The sequence below is a fragment of the Pedobacter frigiditerrae genome (assembly GCF_004331645.1).
GTDB classification, from domain to species: domain Bacteria; phylum Bacteroidota; class Bacteroidia; order Sphingobacteriales; family Sphingobacteriaceae; genus Pedobacter; species Pedobacter frigiditerrae.
Map to the genome: position 1 here is coordinate 989,292 of NZ_SJSK01000002.1, position 18,116 is coordinate 1,007,407.

General features: G+C 34.6%; 17 protein-coding genes. 15 read left to right on the forward strand and 2 right to left on the reverse strand.

The genetic code is table 11. The features are described 5' to 3' along the window. The first annotated feature begins 23 nt into the window (after window positions 1–23). The 15 genes from EZ428_RS11020 to EZ428_RS11090 all read left to right on the forward strand — a co-directional run bounded on the left by EZ428_RS11020 (window position 24) and on the right by EZ428_RS11090 (window position 15,782). Window positions 24–1,358 (forward strand): glycosyltransferase family 4 protein, encoded by a 1,335-nt coding sequence (locus tag EZ428_RS11020; protein WP_131553192.1) that lies wholly within the window; start codon window positions 24–26, stop codon window positions 1,356–1,358. After that, window positions 1,355–2,281, forward strand: coding sequence for a glycosyltransferase family 2 protein (locus EZ428_RS11025; RefSeq protein WP_165501752.1), 927 nt, complete (start codon window positions 1,355–1,357; stop codon window positions 2,279–2,281). The genes EZ428_RS11020 and EZ428_RS11025 overlap by 4 nt, the downstream gene beginning before the upstream one ends. After that, the gene (locus EZ428_RS11030) at window positions 2,278–3,036 is read left to right on the forward strand and encodes an FkbM family methyltransferase (RefSeq protein WP_131553194.1); all 759 of its coding nucleotides are present in this window, start codon (window positions 2,278–2,280) and stop codon (window positions 3,034–3,036) included. Before EZ428_RS11025 ends, EZ428_RS11030 begins: the two co-directional genes overlap by 4 nt. Further along, window positions 3,029–3,985: a glycosyltransferase family 2 protein gene (locus tag EZ428_RS11035; protein WP_131553195.1), complete on the forward strand. Its 957-nt coding sequence runs from the start codon at window positions 3,029–3,031 to the stop codon at window positions 3,983–3,985. The genes EZ428_RS11030 and EZ428_RS11035 overlap by 8 nt, the downstream gene beginning before the upstream one ends. 1 nt (window position 3,986) lies before the next feature. Continuing rightward, complete coding sequence (locus EZ428_RS11040; protein ID WP_131553196.1) at window positions 3,987–4,712, forward strand: FkbM family methyltransferase; 726 nt, start codon at window positions 3,987–3,989, stop codon at window positions 4,710–4,712. Next, window positions 4,709–5,731, forward strand: coding sequence for a glycosyltransferase family 4 protein (locus tag EZ428_RS11045; protein ID WP_225871039.1), 1,023 nt, complete (start codon window positions 4,709–4,711; stop codon window positions 5,729–5,731). The genes EZ428_RS11040 and EZ428_RS11045 overlap by 4 nt, the downstream gene beginning before the upstream one ends. 2 nt (window positions 5,732–5,733) lie before the next feature. Then, window positions 5,734–6,849 (forward strand): glycosyltransferase family protein, encoded by a 1,116-nt coding sequence (locus EZ428_RS11050; protein ID WP_165501753.1) that lies wholly within the window; start codon window positions 5,734–5,736, stop codon window positions 6,847–6,849. A 1-nt stretch (window position 6,850) separates the two neighbouring features. Further along, complete coding sequence (locus EZ428_RS11055; protein WP_131553199.1) at window positions 6,851–8,140, forward strand: glycosyltransferase; 1,290 nt, start codon at window positions 6,851–6,853, stop codon at window positions 8,138–8,140. Then, window positions 8,137–9,027 (forward strand): FkbM family methyltransferase, encoded by an 891-nt coding sequence (locus EZ428_RS11060; protein WP_131553200.1) that lies wholly within the window; start codon window positions 8,137–8,139, stop codon window positions 9,025–9,027. Before EZ428_RS11055 ends, EZ428_RS11060 begins: the two co-directional genes overlap by 4 nt. After that, on the forward strand, window positions 9,028–10,473 hold the full coding sequence (locus tag EZ428_RS11065) for a glycosyltransferase family 4 protein (RefSeq protein ID WP_131553201.1): 1,446 nt from the start codon (window positions 9,028–9,030) through the stop codon (window positions 10,471–10,473). Next, window positions 10,466–11,926 carry an exosortase Y-associated Wzy-like protein gene (locus EZ428_RS11070; protein WP_131553202.1) on the forward strand — a complete coding sequence of 487 codons (1,461 nt, stop codon included), beginning with the start codon at window positions 10,466–10,468 and terminating at the stop codon, window positions 11,924–11,926. Before EZ428_RS11065 ends, EZ428_RS11070 begins: the two co-directional genes overlap by 8 nt. Before the next feature lie 294 nt (window positions 11,927–12,220). Further along, window positions 12,221–13,666: an XrtY-associated glycosyltransferase XYAG1 gene (locus tag EZ428_RS11075; protein ID WP_131553203.1), complete on the forward strand. Its 1,446-nt coding sequence runs from the start codon at window positions 12,221–12,223 to the stop codon at window positions 13,664–13,666. Between the two features lie 24 nt (window positions 13,667–13,690). Beyond that, window positions 13,691–14,539, forward strand: coding sequence for a glycosyltransferase family 2 protein (locus tag EZ428_RS11080; protein WP_131553204.1), 849 nt, complete (start codon window positions 13,691–13,693; stop codon window positions 14,537–14,539). Window positions 14,540–14,579: 40 nt separating this feature from the next. Next, complete coding sequence (xrtY, locus tag EZ428_RS11085) at window positions 14,580–15,164, forward strand: exosortase Y (protein WP_131553205.1); 585 nt, start codon at window positions 14,580–14,582, stop codon at window positions 15,162–15,164. A gap of 63 nt (window positions 15,165–15,227) precedes the next feature. After that, a complete protein-coding gene (locus tag EZ428_RS11090; RefSeq protein ID WP_131553206.1) occupies window positions 15,228–15,782 on the forward strand; it encodes a WcaF family extracellular polysaccharide biosynthesis acetyltransferase in 555 nt (184 codons plus the stop codon). Between the two features lie 474 nt (window positions 15,783–16,256). On the opposite strand, the gene obgE is transcribed toward EZ428_RS11090, so the two are convergent. Together obgE and EZ428_RS11100 are read right to left on the reverse strand one after the other, a co-directional pair. Next, window positions 16,257–17,258 (reverse strand): GTPase ObgE, encoded by a 1,002-nt coding sequence (gene obgE / locus EZ428_RS11095; RefSeq protein ID WP_131553207.1) that lies wholly within the window; start codon window positions 17,256–17,258, stop codon window positions 16,257–16,259. 116 nt (window positions 17,259–17,374) lie between these two features. Further along, entirely contained in the window at window positions 17,375–17,944 is a 570-nt protein-coding gene (locus EZ428_RS11100) for an adenylate kinase (RefSeq protein ID WP_131553208.1), read from the reverse strand. Window positions 17,945–18,116: the final 172 nt, after the last annotated feature.

The window sequence follows — 18,116 nt, forward strand, 5'->3', positions numbered from 1 at the left end:
GCAACCTGATTTACTTGAATAATATGAATAAAAAAGGATTAAAGGTTTTATTTATTTTACCTGAATATTATCCTCATTCAGGTGGGGGAATCTCTACTTATTACATCAATTACATTAACTCACTTTTGCCTTTTTGTGAGAAAATTAAAGTTATTATTGGTAGTGGTTATTTTCAAGGTGATGTTAGCACAACTTATAACGGAATAGAAATAGAGCACCTTAAACCGCAGTTATTTGAAAAGTATTTTCAAAAGTTCAAACATTACGACATATTTCTAGAACATCGAAAAGGTCTTGCAGCATCTTGGGCAATGCAAGAACAATCAGAATATGGCAAAGATTATGATATTATAGAATGTACAGATTTTGGATTAGGGTACATAGCTTGGTTGATTAATCAAAAAAAGCCAGTTATTACAAGGCTTCATGGTAGCGAAGGACAAATTGAAATTAATGAGCCTAGTTTAAATAGAAATTTGATTGGAAATATAAATAAGCTTACTGAATATTCATTATTATTAGTATCAACTAAATTAGTAACCTATAGCACGGCTAATAAACTATTTTGGCAACAGATTTTCCCGAATAAACCCATTGACCTAATACATCCCACTTTTAATGCAGCCATAGGACTTTCACTTAAATACAAGAATAGTTTTGCAACTGTATTAGGTAGGATTCAACAATGGAAAGGGCCAGATATTTTATGCGAAGCATTAACAGGGTTAGACTTTAAAATAGAGCCTATTAATTGGTTTGGTAGAGACACGATGTATTCTTCTACTGTTAGTACAACCCAAAAACTTTCAAATAAATATCCTCTTGTTTGGAATACCTATATTCTTCACAAGCTGCCAGTTAACAATGAACACATTCCATTAATCCAACAGCAAACAAAATTTGGCATTATCCCATCTACCTGGGATATGTTTAATTTTACATGTATAGAGTTCTTAAGCGTTGGAACGCCAGTTATATGTTCAGAAGGTGCTGGTGCAAGTGAATTAGTTATTGATGGAGTTAACGGGTTTAAATATCCAGATAATGACCCTATAAAACTAAGGGAGTGCCTTTATAGAGCGAGTATCCTGACAAATGATCAATATGCTGAAATGTCAAAAAAGGCGATAGAGACAATTCATAATAAACTTGCTCCAAACATTATAATTCCAAAGAATCTTGAAATATACCAAGATTCCATTAGTTCATTCAGTGTACAAAAAACTAATGCTTACCTTGAAAAAATATTTAGTCCAAGTGACCATGGATATTCGTATAATGAAATCCTCGACCAACAACCGTTAAAAACATTGCTAAATTATTTATCGAAAAGAATTATACAGAAATTAAAATCTTGAGTACGATTGCCTTATGTATTCCTGCCTATAATGCTGCGTGGTGCTTGCCTAGGCTTTTGCAATCGGCAAAAGATCAAACTATACCTTTTGACGAAATTTTGATTTATAACGATTGCAGTACAGATGACACCGAGGAAATAGCAAAAAAATACGGGGCTACAGTGTTCAATGGCACCCAAAATATGGGTTGCTCATACGGAAAAAATAAACTAGCGGAAGTAGCTAAATCAGATTGGTTACACTTTCATGATGCTGATGATGAATTGCTGCCAAATTTTTCTACCATTGCTCATAAATGGCTGGAGCAAAAAAATCTTGATATCATCTTACTAAATTACGAATATAGAGAATATGAAACAGGTAATTTTCTCAGCTTTCCATCTTATAACAGATTAAAACTGATTGAAGATCCTTATCTGTTTTTGCTAGAAAATAAGATAGTTAATTTTGCAATATGCAAAAGAGAAAGCTTTTTAAGGATTGGTGGCTTCGACCTAGATCCAAATGTTTTATACAATGAGGATAGGGCATTTTATGCTAGAGCAATAATATCAGGTCTTAAATTTGATTATGAAGACACAGTTACTTGCGTAAATTTTAAATATCCTGAAAGCATGTCTCAGGCTAATGATTTAAAATGTGCCATCGCGTATTTAAATGTTTCGAAAAAAATCATAAAGTCTATCGGTAGCAAATACCCAAAGGAGATAGCAAATGGTTTATGGCAAAATGCAACAATTGCTGCAGTGCATCAAGATTGGGAATTAGTTAAAGAACACATAAAAATAGCTAAAAATTTAAACGTACATCATCCAACCAATCAAAACTTAACAATAAGGTTGCTTTCGATCATAAGCCCCTTTTTTGCATTTTGGTTTAGAGAAAAAATGATTAGAATTTTTAAACATCATTTAAGAAAATGAAAGTATTTATTGATGTTGGAGGACATATGGGGCAGACGCTTGAGGCTGTTATTGACCCTATTTATTCGTTTGATAAAATATATTGTTTTGAGCCGTCAAAGCTTTGTTTCCAAAAAATTCAAGAGATAAAAGATCTTAGAATAGAGGCTTTTAATTGCGGTTTGCTAGACGTAGAAAAAAAAATATTTTTGAATTATCCAGGCTCTGAGGCTGCGAGTATATTTCCTAATCATAGCGCTTACAAGGCAACTTCTTATACTGAAAATTTTGAAAAGCGAGAGTTATGTGACTTTATATCAGTTTCTGATTTTTTTATTAATAATATTACAATGGATGATTATGTTGTAATGAAGCTAAATTGTGAAGGAAGTGAATGTGCAATCATAAGATCATTATTAACGAGTAATCAATATAAAAAAATAAGTAATGTATTGATAGATTTTGACATAGTCAAAATTCCAACATTATCTCATCTCAAAGATGAAATTATAGATCTCATCAATCATGAGAAAAAAGTATATCACTTCCCTGAAGATGTACAATATGGAGCGGGCAGCCATTTTGGAGGCATAAAGCAATGGCTCAATCTTACAAATGAAAGGGACAAAAAACTAAGCTCATATACAAAAAGTTTATGTTGGGACTTTAAAAACATCATAAATAAAAGACATTTAAACTTTTACAAGTTTCAGCTTTTAAAAACCTTACCTAAAGCTATTGTTCAAATGTACTATAACAAAATAAAACGTGCATAAGCAACCATTGGTATCCATCTGTATTCCGGCCTATAATGCTGCTCAATTTATTGATGATTGTATTAATAGTTTAATTAACCAATCTTATCAAAACATAGAGATTATTATTGTTAATGATGGTTCTACTGATAATACTTTAGCAATAATCGAGAGCTATAATGATTATCGAATCAAAATTGTTAGCCAAGAAAATAAAGGCCAATGTAGTGCAGCGAATTTAGCTTTTGAGTTATCCAATGGCGAATACATTAAATTTTTTGATGCAGATGACATTCTTTCACAAGAATTTATTAAAAGCCAAGTAGAACGATTAAATGGCAGATCTGATGCCGTTGCCTCAGCTGCATGGGGTCGATTTTATCAAAATGACATCCATACATTTCGACTTAATCCAGAAATTGTTTGGAAGGATATGGTACCATTGGAATGGTTAATTGGTTCATTAAATGGAGCTAGTATGATGCAATGTGGCCTTTGGCTAATCCCAAGAAGCATTTTAAAGAAATCGGGACTCTGGAATGAGAAATTATCATTAATTAATGACTTTGATTTTTTTATTAGGGTTTTATTAGTCTCTAAGGAAGTTCTGTTTAGTCAAAATGCAATATTATATTATCGTTCGGGTATTCAAAATTCATTATCAGGTTCCAAATCTACAAAAGCTTATCTATCAGCTTATCTATCAACCGAGCTTGGAATTAAAGCGATATTGAAATATGAGAACTCAATTAGAACTAGAAAGGTTTGTGCAAATACATTTAAATTATGGAGTTATGATTTTTATCCATTACATATGGAGTTATATCATAAAAGCAATAATTGGATTAAAAATTTAGGGGGATCGGATTTAAGGTTTCCTGCGGGAGGGAAGACTAGGGTGCTTAATTTCTTGTTAGGTTGGAAGTTGGCAAAAAGATTAAAATTATACTTTTCAAGGAGGGTTTATTAAAATGGAATGGAAATATATTATTGGAAACAACTTCAGTAAAATTGATCAGGCCATTATAAAATCTGGTTTAAATTCAGTTTATAAACATTATCCTTTTGGCCGGCATTGGATATTTGATTTAAAAAGAATTTTAAAATTAGAACCTATTGTAATGGTTGATGCTGGGGCAAATATTGGTTCTGTTTCCAAAGAACTAAACTATTGGTTTCCCTCGGCATATATATATGCTTTTGAACCTGTAAAAAGCACTTTTGATTTATTGGTTAAACAAACAAGTAGCATTAGCAATATTTATCCTGAACAATTAGCACTTGGAGCAAATAGTGAAAAGATAGAACTTGCTCTAAATCCTGAAAACACTATAAATTCATTAAAGGTTAAAAACTTAACTCATATGCTTGGGAAAGAAGTAATCGAGGTAATTAGGTTAGATGAATTTGTTAAAAACAATAGTTTAGACACAATAGATATCTTAAAAATTGATGTAGAAGGCTTTGAATTTGAAGTATTAGAAGGTTGCGGAAATGTCGACATCAACTGTATCCTAATAGAAGTTGGCTATGAACGAGAACTCACCAAGGTTCATTTCTCGGATGTAGAGAACTATATGGAGAAGTTAGGTTTTCAACTAATTGGCATTTATGAAATTATGCGCAATTTAAATGACAGAAGAAAAATAGCTTATTCAAATAACCTATATATCAAAAGAGCACTAATCAATTCTTGAACTCGCCAAAACTTAGAATAGCTGTTATTGCAGATCCTTTTATTCCTGTACCCCCGTTAAACTACGGAGGTATTGAGCGAATCATTGATTTTTTAGTGACTGGACTGACTGAAAAGGGGCACGAGTTAGTATTACTAGCTCATCCAGAATCTAAAGTAATTTGTAAACATCTTTCCTACGGAGACCAAAATTCCATTTTCAAACACCTAAAAAATATAGTCAAGGTAAACCAACTTAAGGCCTATCAACCTGACATCATACACAGTTTTGGAAGATTAGCTTACCTCCTTCCCTTTCTGCAAAGTTCTACACCTAAGATCATGTCTTATCAACGAGAGCCCACTATTAGCCAAATTAAAAAGGCGATGAAACTCGTTAAAAAAAACACCTTGACTTTTACGGGCTGTAGTGCTTATATCAGCAAGCAAATCGGGCCTTATGCTCCATCATTTCCAATTTTTAATGGCGTTGATTTAAAATTATATGATTTTCAAAATGAAGTAGCTCCTGATGCGCCTTTGATTTTTCTAGGAAGAATAGAGCCCATTAAAGGCACACATATCGCCATCGAGGTTGCAAAAAAAACAAATAGAAAATTGATTATTGCGGGCAATATTCCATATGAATATCAATCTTATTTTGACAATATAATTCAACCTTCATTAAATGATCAAATAACTTATGTTGGTGCAGTTAATGATTTGCAGAAAAACGAATTGTTAGGAAAGGCAGCGGCATTTTTAATGCCTATTGAATGGAATGAGCCATTTGGCATTGTAATGGCAGAGGCAATGGCTTGTGGCACTCCCGTTATTGGCTTTAATAGAGGTTCAGTTCCAGAAGTTATTAATGAGAAAATTGGTTTTATTTGCTCAAATCTTAACGATATGATATCTGCTATTAGCCAATTGAAAAATATTAATAGAGCACAAGTACGAGAACATTGCGAATTAAATTTTGGATCGGATGTGATTGTAAATAAATATATTGACTTATATAAAAGTTTAATCTTAAAATAGAGGTGGCTCAGAAAGAAAACGTTTTATTTATTACGGATAAGGGATATGTAGATTATAAACTCCCTGGTGGGGTGCAAATTTGTACAGAAGAATTTATTAGATACCTAAACAATGCAGGATTTAATATTATTATCATAAAGGTTTCTCCAGACATTACTTTATTAAAACGAATAAAACTAAAATTGGGAATAGAAACTTACGAGTTGTATGATTCAAAAATTTATATCTCCGAAATTGTTAATGCCATTGTCAAAAACCAAGTTAAATTTGTTTTATTTAATCAACTTAACATTGCCCATTGGGCCACATTAATTAGAGCAAAAATATCAATACCACTTAAATGCATAGGGCTATCACATGGGAATGAAAGTGGTGACTATTTATATGAAATTACAAAACAGGATAAAGTACCAACTTTAATAGAAACTTGGCGCATTGGAAAGCTCATTGCCAAAGAGAAAATATTATTTTCAACAACATTAGACGCTGTAGTTACAATTAGTGAACATGAAAGTTATATTGATCAATGGTTAGGAGCAGATAAAATATTGTTTCTTCCTAGAATTCTTGAGCCAAAATTTATCAAATGGGAGCCAGAGAAAAATGTAATTGGTTTTGTTGGCACTTTAGATCATTATCCAAATTATCAAGGAATTGAATTACTTGCCAATCAACTTCATGTTAAAGCATTTAATGGGATATTAAAATTAATTGGTGGTCCTAAATCAGTTGGCGAAAAATTAGCCAGGAAATATTCCTTTATATCTTACCTCGGACATTTAAGTAATGAAGAATTATTTCATGAAGTAGCAAAATGGTCAATTTTTGTTAATCCAATATTTTGGTATGCAAGGGGCTCGTCTACAAAAGCATCTCAAATTATCAACTGGGGTATTCCAATCTTGTCTACTAAAGCTGGTATTCGAGGCTATCATTTATCTAACACAAATTTTTTAACTAAACAGAATAAGCCTGAACATCTTGCTGCTCTAGTTATTAAAAAATTAGGATCAACTAGTGAATTAAATACATTGAAAAAAATTTCTGAAGGTAATGCTAGTACTTTTGAAATAACTAAATGGTCAGCGGAACTGAAAGCATTTTTAGAAGAATTATAATTTGAAGCACTTACTCATCATATCTCCCTACTTTCCACCTGTAAATGCCGCAGACATGCATCGTGTGCGAATGAGCTTGCCATACCTTAAAGATTATGGATGGGAAGCCGAAATAATTACTGTTGATGTATCATTTGTAGATTTTGATCAAGACAGCTACTTATTTGACAATTTACCTAAAGAAACAAAAATCCACAAGTTAAGTGCGTTTCCAAAAAGATGGACCAGTAAATTAGGTTTAGGAAGCATTGCCTTAAGATCTTTATGGTTTTATAAAAACTATGTGGATAAACTATTACAGAAACAACATTTCGATTTGATCTATTTTTCTACCACACAGTTCCCCCTTATGATTTTAGGGGCATACTGGAAGAAAAAGTTTCACATTCCTTATGTAATTGACATGCAAGATCCTTGGCACTCTACCTATTATCAGGATAAACCAAAGAAAGACCGTCCGAAAAAATACTGGTTCTCTTACAGACTGAATAAATACTTAGAACCTATAGCTATGAAAAATGTTGATGGTTTAATTAGTGTATCTCAAGCTTATATTGATACTTTAATTGAACGTTATCCTCGTATAAAAAAGGTTCCGAATCAAGTAATTACATTTGGGGCTTTCCATAAAGATTTCGAATTTGTTAAAAAGAATTTTGACAAATTTAAAAGAGCATATGTAAAAGATGATCAGTTTAAACACTTCGTTTATGTAGGTAGAGCTGGAGTCGATATGAAAGAATCGCTAGTGATGTTGTTTACCGCTTTTAAAAAAGGATTGGATTTATACCCCATAGAATTTGGAAAAATTAGGTTTCATTTTATTGGCACAAGCTATGCATCAAGCGGAACTGGAATTGAAACAATTACACCAATTGCAGCGGCTATAGGATTAGATTCGAAATATGTTAATGAACAAACCAATCGAATTTCTTTTTATGATGCTATCTATAACTTGATAACAGCTGATGCATTGGTGATTATAGGATCTGATGACCCACAATATACTGCTTCCAAAATATATCCATATATTTTAGCTGAAAGACCATTAATGGCGTTTTTTAATGCAAAAAGTAGTGCTGGGGAAATTATTCGAGAAACTAACGCCGGAATGGTTATTCATCTTGGATTAGAACAACATGAAGCAAGCTCCTTAATTAATCAATTCTTGTTTAATCTTGTGGCAGAAAAAATAGTACCACCTCATATTAATTGGAATAAATTTGAACCTTATACGGCAAAAAACATGACAAAAAAACAATGTTTTTTATTTAATGAAGTTATTTCATGATTAGTGGTTTAAAGAGAACCCTAGGATTTATACACAAACATCCACTTGCAAAAAGACATCTATTTTTAGCCTATTATCAGTTTTTGTCTTGGCAAATCAAGAGCTTTATAAACGCTAGTTTACAACCAGTAAAGTTTTTAGGCTCAATTCGATTTTTGGCTAAAAAAGGGTTAACTGGAGTTACAGGCAATATATATACAGGTTTACACGAGTTTGAGGATATGTGTTTCTTGTTGCACTTTTTAAAACCAGGAGATGTGTTTTTTGATGTGGGAGCAAATGTAGGCTCTTATACCTTACTTGCATCAGGGTCTTGTGGAGCAAAATCGATATCATTTGAGCCCATTCCTGCAACTTATGCTATCTTAAAACAAAATATTTACTTAAATAATCTAAATGACCTAGTAACATCAGAGAACAAGGGAGTTGGGAGTAAAAATGAAGTTCTTTACTTCACCGCTACAGAAGACACCACAAACCATATCGTTTTGGCTAATCAGGAAATTGAGCATACCATTTCTGTACCTATTGTTACCCTAAATGACTATTATCTTCATCAGAAACCTAATCTAATTAAAATAGATGTTGAAGGTTTTGAAACAGAAGTTTTGAATGGAGCCACAGAAATTTTAAAGGACAATGAATTAAAAGCAATCATAATAGAGTTAAATGGTAGCGGAGGTAGATATGGATATGATGAGATTCAAATTCATCAAAAATTAGTAGATTATGGTTTCAGGCCTTATCAATACTTTCCCTTTGAAAGAAGGCTTAAAAAAATAGCTAGTTTTGGCTCCTATAACACCATTTACATTAGAGATATTGATACAGTTGAAAATAGAATTAAAAGTTCGAAGCCGATTAAAATTTTTAACGAGCAAATTTAATTGAAGTCATTAGCTATCATCGTTACCCACCCTATTCAATACTATGTACCTCTATTTAAACTTTTAAATAAATACTGCGAACTAAAAGTATTTTATACCTGGGGAGTAAAGGGTGCTGCTGCTAAATATGATCCTGGTTTTAACAAAACAGTTGCTTGGGATGTTCCATTATTAGAAGGTTATGCTTATGAGTTTCTGACAAATACCGCTAAAGATCCTGGTTCTCATCATTATAATGGAATAGTGAATCCAGAATTGATTGAGACGGTTCATACATTTAAACCCGATGTCATTTTAGTTTATGGATGGGCCTATAAAAGTCACCTAGCTGCGTTAAGGCATTTTAAAGGAAAAACACCGATTTGGTTTAGGGGCGATTCTACCTTGCTTGATGAACGAAAGGGATTTAAACAAATTTTAAGAGGATTATTCTTAAAATGGGTGTACAGCCATGTTGACCTAGCGTTTTATGTAGGGAGTGCCAATAAAAAATACTTTAAAAAATTCGGCATGCAAGAACGACAACTCATTTTTACTCCTCATGCAATTGATAATGAAAGATTTGCTGAGGATAGAGGTGATGAAGCACATCAGATTAGAGCTTCATTTAATATTAAGAATGATGATGTTTTAATATTATTTGCAGGAAAATTGGAGCGCAAAAAGAATCCAGAGTTGTTGTTGGAAGCTTTTATTGAATTGGATTCGTCTGTCGTTGATCGTCCCTCGTCTTTGGACCAACAAGAAGAGCAGAAAGAGGAAAGCTTAATGACCAAAGAGCAAGGATCAAAGAACAAGGAGCAATTAGATACTTCTCTCGCCCATCGGCTATCAACTTTGGCTGAACAAAAAAAGAAAAGAGAAAAACACCCAGAACTACATTTACTATTTGTGGGGAATGGGGAGTTGGAAGAAGAGCTAAAAGCTAAAAGCAGAAAGCAGAAAGAAAAACTAGAAAAGTCCTTCGACTTCCTGCCTGCCGGACAGATCGGCGCTCAGGATGACAAACTAGAGGTGGATCAAGGTGATAGTGTAAAAACGAAAAACGAAAAATCCCGTCTACCGGACGGGCAGGGAAAAACGAATATACATTTTATGGATTTTCAGAATCAAACGCAGATGCCTGCGGTTTATCAGGCTTGTGATTTATTCTGTTTGCCATCTCATGGTCCGGGAGAGACATGGGGTTTGGCGGTTAATGAAGCCATGGCTTGTAAGAAAGCAGCTTTAGTTGCTGACAAGGTGGGCTGTGCACAAGATTTAGTAGCCCAAGAAACTGGGTTGATATTTAAGAGCAATGACATTGATGATTTGAAACAAAAATTAATAGCTTTAACGAGTGATAAAAACAACTTATCTGAAATAGGTAAGTCTGCTCAGCAACATATTCAAAACTGGAGTTTTAAGGAACAATTAAAGGCCATTTTAAATCAGCTTAATGGATAAACATCAAAATTATTCTAAACAGAAAGTTTTAATCTTAATTTATTTGCCTTGGGTTGTATCCTTAATGGTACAAATTAATCCTATTGTATCTTATTTTGTGGCGTGGCTAGGCTCATTTTTCATTTTTTATTTGACCTTATTTTCTAGCGTAAAGTTTATCCCATTGGATTTACCATTAGTAAAACAAGTAATGAGGCCCATTGTGATCATCCAATTGATTTTTGCAGGTTTTATGTGTTGTACTTCCATCTTTTATTTCATGAACCATTTAGGTTATGAGTATTTTACTAAAATTAGCCCGATTCCTTTTCAGGTAAACGAACAGACTTATGCCATTGCTAAATGCCAACGTTTATCTTTATTAGCTCATGCTGCCTTGGTTACGGGCATTATTGTAAAAATCAAACAATTTCCTATTATTAAACACCGACTGAATCTCAACCTAGATTTTTTCTTGATTTGGCTTTGTGTGATTAGCTATATTATTGGAGGTGCGGCTTCTAAAATTGCGAGTATAGCTCAGTTTTCTTTTGGCTTTATTAATGTTTCTATTACTTGTAGCGCCTTAGTTTTAGTGAGGGGAATGGTGCAAAGAAAAAGAGGTTATATGATTTTTGGGGGTGGATTATTTGCCTTTAACTTCTTGGCTTCTACCCTAACCGGTTATAAGGAAAGTATCATTATCAATGTAATCATCATCAGTTTTTTGATGTACCCTTATTATAAAAAATTGATTTTAACCTTGGCTATACCTACTATTTATGTCCTTATCTATATTTTACCAACATTCGCGACCATAGTTAGGAGTCAATCTTGGTCTGGGGAGAAATCTGCAGTAGAAGCCCGTAGGGAAGCATTTGATGCGGTACTTAACAATGAAGCACCTGTAATTGAAGAAACCAACTGGCTGTTTTTAACCGATCGGATCAGTGAAATTAACATGTTTACCATATTTGTAAAACATATACCTGCAGAAAGAGGTTTTTATGGCTCGGAAATTGTAAAAAATTCCATTTTGGCAATCATACCAAGGACTTTTTGGCCTGGTAAATTTGTAACCGAGACCATTTCCATGGAACGTGTGTACGACGCGGGGGTTGTGAGTGGTGCTTCTACTGTTTCTGCTAAAACAAGACCTGTAGTAGATGGCTATGTGAGTGCTGGTTTTGTGGGGGTGTTTATTTCAATCTTCCTATACGGCTTGGTTACGCAATGGATTTGCAATAAAGCTGAAGAATGGTTTGGAGGTTACGAATTGGGTTGTATAGTCATGTTTAACGCGATCTTCCAGAACCTTTGGCGTGGCAATAATTTTGAATTTTTGCTGAATAATATTGTTTACGGGTATATAGCCATGTATGCGATTTTTTGGATACTGAAAAGGTCTAATACGATTACGGAGCTAGAGGTTTATGAGGCGAGTGGCGAGGGTGTGGAGTTGAAAAGGCGGTGAGAGAGGGGTTAATTGTGAAGATGGTTAATTGTTTAAACTGGTTAATCGGTTAATTGTGGAGAAGAAGGTTAAGGTGTGGAGGCGTTGAGTTGTGGAGAGAGGTTAATTGTTTGAATTGGTTAACTGGTTAATTGTGGAGAGAGGTTAGTTGTGGAGGCGTTGAGTTGTTAAGGATAAACAGCAAAGAACAAAGAGAAAGAAAACAGAAAGATATGTATGGGCCTGCTAACGCATTAAGATGCCCTCCCGATAGCTATCGGGACAAGCTGAGCATGACGCACAATAAAAAATAAATTGAAGATCATACACATTATTGCTGCTTATAAACCTGCCTTTATTTATGGTGGGCCAACGATGTCTGTGGCGAAGTTGTGTGAGGCGCTTGGGGAGTTTAGAGGGTTAGAGGTTAGAGGTTTAGGGGTTAGGGAGGCGGAGGCGTTGAGTTGTGGAGGCGTTGAGGGGAATGAAAATAATGTTGAGTCGAGCAGTCGTTTAGGTGTTGAGATGGCTGAAGTTGAGTTGTTGAGGCGTAAAGGCGTTGAGGGGAATGAAAATAATGTTGAGTCGAGCAGTCGTTTAGGTGTTGAGAATGGGTCGTCGAGTGGTGGAGGTGTTGAGGCATTTAATGATATTGACGTTGAGGTTTTGACGACGACGGCTAATGGGAAAACTGAATTAGCTGTTGTTGCTGGGGAGCGACAGCTGGTGGATGGTGTTGGGGTTACTTATTTTAGAAGATTAACAAAAGATCATACTCATTTTTCGCCAGCATTGTTAAGAGGGTTAAGAAGAGAGATTCTTCGTTACAAGAAAAATCCTCCCCCTACCCCCTCCAAAGGGGGACATACTCTCGCCATACACATCCATGCATGGTGGAATTTAGTCTCGATATTAAGTTGTTGGGTAGCAAAATGGTACCAAGTACCGGTTGTTTTATCGCCAAGAGGTATGCTTACTGATTATACTTTGGGCAATAGAAATGTTGGCTTTAAATCAATTATACATTGGCTGATTGGAAAAAGATTATTAAGGTACTGCCATATCCATGCCACCAGCGAAAAGGAAAAAGAAGATATTTTAAAGTTTATTAAACCTAAAAGCATTACGGTTATTGCTAATTTGGTGGAGGGAGTTGGGAGAAGTGAGTATCAAGAGGCGAAAAAGCAAACAACTCCACAACTATCCAACTCAACAACTCAACCAACTTCTTCATTCAAGCTTATCTTTCTTTCTCGCATTGAAGAAAAAAAAGGTTTAGAATTATTATTTGATGCTTTGGCAAAGTTTGATGCTGATTGGAGCTTGACCATTGCTGGAAGTGGCGAGCAGGGTTATGTAGATGGGTTAGCGGTTAGGGTTGAGGGGTTAGGGATTAGCGATCGAATTAACTGGGTTGGACATGTTAAAAATGAGGATAAGTTTAAGCTTTTGGCTGAACACGATTTAATGGTATTAACTTCATACAATGAGAACTTTGCTAATGTAGTGATAGAGAGCTTAAGTGTGGGTACAGCGGTTTTACTTTCAGATCAGGTTGGTCTTGCAAATTATGTGGAAGTGAATAAATTAGGATGGATTACCACACTTAATACAGCTATAATTGCCAATACCATTAGACAAGCATATGATGATAAAGAAAAGCGATCAGGTATTAGGGCAACCGCCACGGAGATTATTTCGAGGGATTACAACACAAAAAATTTAATCTCTCAATACTGTGATTTATATCATTCCATTTAGAAAATTTATAATTAGTTCGTTGCTATGAAAGTGCCTGTTTCTGTTGTAATTTTAACTTTTAATGAGGAGAAAAATATCCGGGATTGCATAGAAAGCATCCTTGATTTTACGGATGATATTTTCGTGGTTGATTCTGGTTCGACCGATAAAACTTTAGAAATTCTCTCCAATTATCCCGTTCAAATTTTACACAATCCATTCGAAAACTATAGTCAACAGCGAAATTGGTCTTTAAAAAACATTAAATTTAAAACGGAATGGGTTTTAAATTTGGATGCAGACCATAGAGCTACGAAAGAATTTAAGGAGGAGGTAGAAAAACTGTTTCTTAATGGCATACCAAACCATATTAATGGTTTGTTAACCAGTAGAAGAACCATGTTTATGGGTAAATGGATTAAATATGGGGGCCACTACCCTACCTACCACGCTGCCTTGTTTCGTTTAGGTAGAGGGAAATGTGAAAATAAGCTATATGATCAGCATTTCTTAATAGAAGGAGACACCTTAAAGGTTAAGGGTGACATTATAGATCTGATAACTGAATCGTTAAGTACTTTTACCCAAAGACATGATAAATGGTCTAGCCTGGAGGCTATCCAACAATTTGAAAATAACCTTAATAAAAAGGACATCATTAAAGCAAATGTGACTGGTAATCCCATTCAGAAAAGAAGATTTTATAAAAACATCTATGAGCAATTCCCTTTATTTGTAAGGCCTTTTATTTATTTTTTTATTCGATACTTTTTAAAATTTGGGTTTCTAGATGGTAAAAGGGGTCTAATATTTCACTTCTTGCAATGTTTCTGGTTTCGATTTCTTATCGATGCCAAAATTTACGAGCTAAAAAAGAATTCAAATAAATTTTAAAATCAAAGCAGTAGCTTTATCAGCATAATCACTCTCAAAAATGGAACAAACTGTAGAAAATAAAAAAAAGGCAAACAAGACCGCAATTCTTTTTGTAGTTAAACTTTTGTTTTTTTACTTCCTCTTTAGTCAGGGTAATAGATTCATGAACAGTGTAATGAGTGAAGGTGGAAGGTTTTATAACGCGTTTATTGCAAACAACCTAGATTACATTCAAGGTTTAAAAACTACATTGATTGTTCCTGCAGTTTGGATTATTAAATTATTTGGGTTTTATGCCATACACAACGAAATGGATGTAATGGTGGTTGATGGGCCATATTTAAGGGTTAATTACGATTGCCTGGGTATTGGGGTAATGTGTTTTTTAGTGGCCTTTGTAATTGCTTTTCCGGCAAAACTAAGGGCTAAATATAAGTTGTTGCTTACTGGAATAGTCATGATTTACATCCTTAACGTATTGCGCATAGCTGGATTGGGTGTATTATTGGGCTTTTTTAAATCTCAACGTAATAATTTTACTTATCATCATGAGATATTTAACATTATCGTTTACATCTGTATTTTTATTTTGCTTTATGTGTGGATTAAAAAGAATACGGGCGAGAGAGGGTTAGGTGGTTAGTTGTGGAGGTGTGGAGTTGTTGAGGGTTTAGAAAAAATAGTATAGAAATCTGATAAAATAAAATTGAACAAGGAAACTCAGCTTCAAAAAGACTTCGATAAAAAAGGTTTTAAGAGTGGTGCATCTACTTTTAAGATGTTATGCTGGTATTTCACTAGTATAGTCTTTTTTCGCTCTGGTTTAATTCCTTTTAGTTCTATTTTAGTTTTCATCTTAAAACTATTTGGTGCTAAAATTGGGAAGGGCGTTAGGATAAAACCCTTTATCTATATTTATTATCCTTGGAGGTTAACTATTGGTGATAACTCATGGTTAGCGGAGTGCAGGATTGAGAACTTAGATCATGTTGTTATTGGAGAAAATGTGTGTATATCTCAGCAAGCCATGTTGCTTACAGGTAATCATGATTATAAAAAGGTCAGTTTTGATTTGATTACAAAACCTATTACCATAGCCAATGGAGCTTGGATTGGCGCTAAAGCGATGGTTTGTCCTGGAGTAACTGTAGCTTCCCATGTAGTATTAACGGTAGGCTCTGTAGCCACAAAAGATTTGGAAGCTTATGGAGTTTATCAGGGAAATCCGGCAGTGAGGATTAAAGATAGGGTTGTTGGTTAATTGGTGACCTGGCTAATTGTATGTCATCCGATGAGTACAAAGCGCCCTGTAAATCTCATCGGATGAATATCAAGGTCTTTCTCGAGATTATCTAGTAGTCATCCGATGAACCCTGAATAGTTACCGATATTCATCGGATGACAGGAATGCTCGATTGATATGACGGTGAGGGCTAAGAACAGTACTTCTTAGTACGATTGCTTAGCAAAAGCTAAATCTCTAAGCCACTCAAGCTCTGACCAAGGTTTTTGCAAAATTTTAGCAGGCGGTTCTTAGCAAACAGATATCTCAGTCGCTTTGCTCCTTCGGTATGACGGCGAGGGGCTAGTGGGAAACAGATATCGCCTCGCGAAAAGCTCGTTATGACGTAAGTGAGTAATCGTAGTTAGGCAATCTATTTAATCATTCTATCGCATTAAGATACCTCCCATGGGGACTCCTTCGGAGCAGTCAAGTTGGGTATGACGCACAATCCTAAACTTCCTCATTTATAGCCATCCATAACATATCCTTCAGTTCTGTTATCCCTTGTTGGGCAACTGAAGAGATAAATATAAATGGCACTTTAGGCAAGTCTGACTTCATTTCGGCTTTCAATTCTTCATCTAACATATCAGACTTGGTAATTGCAAGCAAATGAGGCTTCTGCATTAATTCTGGATTGAATTCTTGCAATTCATTTTTTAAGATCTCATATTCTTCCTTTATCGATCTACTGGTATCTGCAGGTACCATGAAAAGTAGCACGGAATTACGTTCGATATGACGTAAAAATCTAAAGCCTAATCCTTTCCCTTTTGAAGCACCTTCTATAATCCCTGGAATATCTGCCATTACAAAAGACTTTCCGTTACGGTAAGAAACGATACCTAGGTTTGGAACCAAGGTTGTAAATGGATAATCGGCTATTTCTGGTTTGGCAGCAGATAAAACAGACAACAAAGTTGATTTTCCTGCATTTGGAAAACCTACCAAGCCAACATCTGCCAATACTTTCAGCTCCAAAACCATCCACTCTTCTTTTCCAGCTTCGCCTGGTTGTGCAAAACGAGGAGTTTGTAAAGTTGGTGTTTTAAAATGCCAGTTTCCTAATCCTCCTCTACCACCTGGAGTTAAGATTTTAGTTTCTCCGTCTTCAGTGATCTCAAAAATAATATCTCCAGTTTCTGCATCACGGGCAATAGTTCCCAGTGGAACTTCTAGAATTTCGTCCTTACCTGTTTTCCCAGTTTTCTGACTGCTTCCACCACTTAAGCCGTCTTCAGCAATAATGTGCTTGCGATATTTTAAGTGAAGCAATGTCCAGAATTGAGAATTTCCTTTTAATATGATATGACCACCTCTACCGCCATCGCCACCATCGGGGCCGCCAGTAGAAGTTAGTTTGTCGCGGTGTAAGTGTGCAGAACCTGCGCCACCTTTACCAGAGCGGCAACATATTTTTACGTAATCTACAAAATTTGATCCCTGTGACATTTTAATTTTAGATTTTAGATTTACGATTTTAGATTGTAAAAATCGCCAAAAAAACAAACATCCGCAAAAACAACTAATGCTTTTTGCGGATGTTTGTTTTTAAAAATTGTTATTACTTAGTACTTATCAATAACGGCACATAGGTTATCGAAAATCTCTTCGATATTACCGATGCCGTTTATTTTAGTTAGTTTCTTTTGTTCATCGTAATAAGGCAATACCAAGATGATTTTATTGAAATACTCATCAATTCTTTTTTGAGATTTCTCTGCCTGATCATCTAACCTACCTGTTTCTTTTTGACGTAGTGCCACACGTTTCACTAACTCATCTTTATCAACGTCTAGGGCAATTACACCATCAATCTTACTACCTTTTCCTTCTAAAAACTTATCTAATTCTACTGCTTGAGGTATTGTTCTTGGAAAACCATCAAATACAAATCCTTTTGCATTAGGATTTTTATCAATTTCTTCTTCTAACATGTCAATCGTAATCTTATCAGGAACCAACTCTCCTTCAGCAATAAGTTTGCTTACTTTTTTTCCTAAAGCAGTTTGGTTTTTAATGTGTGCTCTAAAAAGATCTCCTGTAGAAATGTGTACCAACTGATATTTACTAATCAGTTTTTCAGATTGGGTGCCTTTGCCTGCACCTGGAGGGCCAAAGAGAACTAAATTCAGCATTTGTCTTTTTTTATGGTTTAATCGTCTTCAATTTAATTTGAAAACATTTAGTTGATAATAAAAAGCAGCAATTTATGGTATAAAGGCTAGTGCTTTAAAAGTTGCAAATATATAATTATTTTAGCTTATTGGGTTAATTTTTATGAAACTGCTATGGATGGAAGCTTTTTTA

What these genes read in the sequence shown, in the direction of transcription:
- EZ428_RS11030 (WP_131553194.1), top strand. Translation starts at nt 2,278, where the DNA reads ATGAAAGTATTTATTGATGTTGGAGGACATATGGGGCAGACGCTTGAG.
- EZ428_RS11100 (WP_131553208.1), bottom strand. Translation starts at nt 17,944, where the DNA reads ATGCTGAATTTAGTTCTCTTTGGCCCTCCAGGTGCAGGCAAAGGCACC.
- EZ428_RS11070 (WP_131553202.1), top strand. Translation starts at nt 10,466, where the DNA reads ATGGATAAACATCAAAATTATTCTAAACAGAAAGTTTTAATCTTAATT.
- xrtY (WP_131553205.1), top strand. Translation starts at nt 14,580, where the DNA reads ATGGAACAAACTGTAGAAAATAAAAAAAAGGCAAACAAGACCGCAATT.
- EZ428_RS11080 (WP_131553204.1), top strand. Translation starts at nt 13,691, where the DNA reads ATGAAAGTGCCTGTTTCTGTTGTAATTTTAACTTTTAATGAGGAGAAA.
- obgE (WP_131553207.1), bottom strand. Translation starts at nt 17,258, where the DNA reads ATGTCACAGGGATCAAATTTTGTAGATTACGTAAAAATATGTTGCCGC.
- EZ428_RS11060 (WP_131553200.1), top strand. Translation starts at nt 8,137, where the DNA reads ATGATTAGTGGTTTAAAGAGAACCCTAGGATTTATACACAAACATCCA.
- EZ428_RS11040 (WP_131553196.1), top strand. Translation starts at nt 3,987, where the DNA reads ATGGAATGGAAATATATTATTGGAAACAACTTCAGTAAAATTGATCAG.
- EZ428_RS11020 (WP_131553192.1), top strand. Translation starts at nt 24, where the DNA reads ATGAATAAAAAAGGATTAAAGGTTTTATTTATTTTACCTGAATATTAT.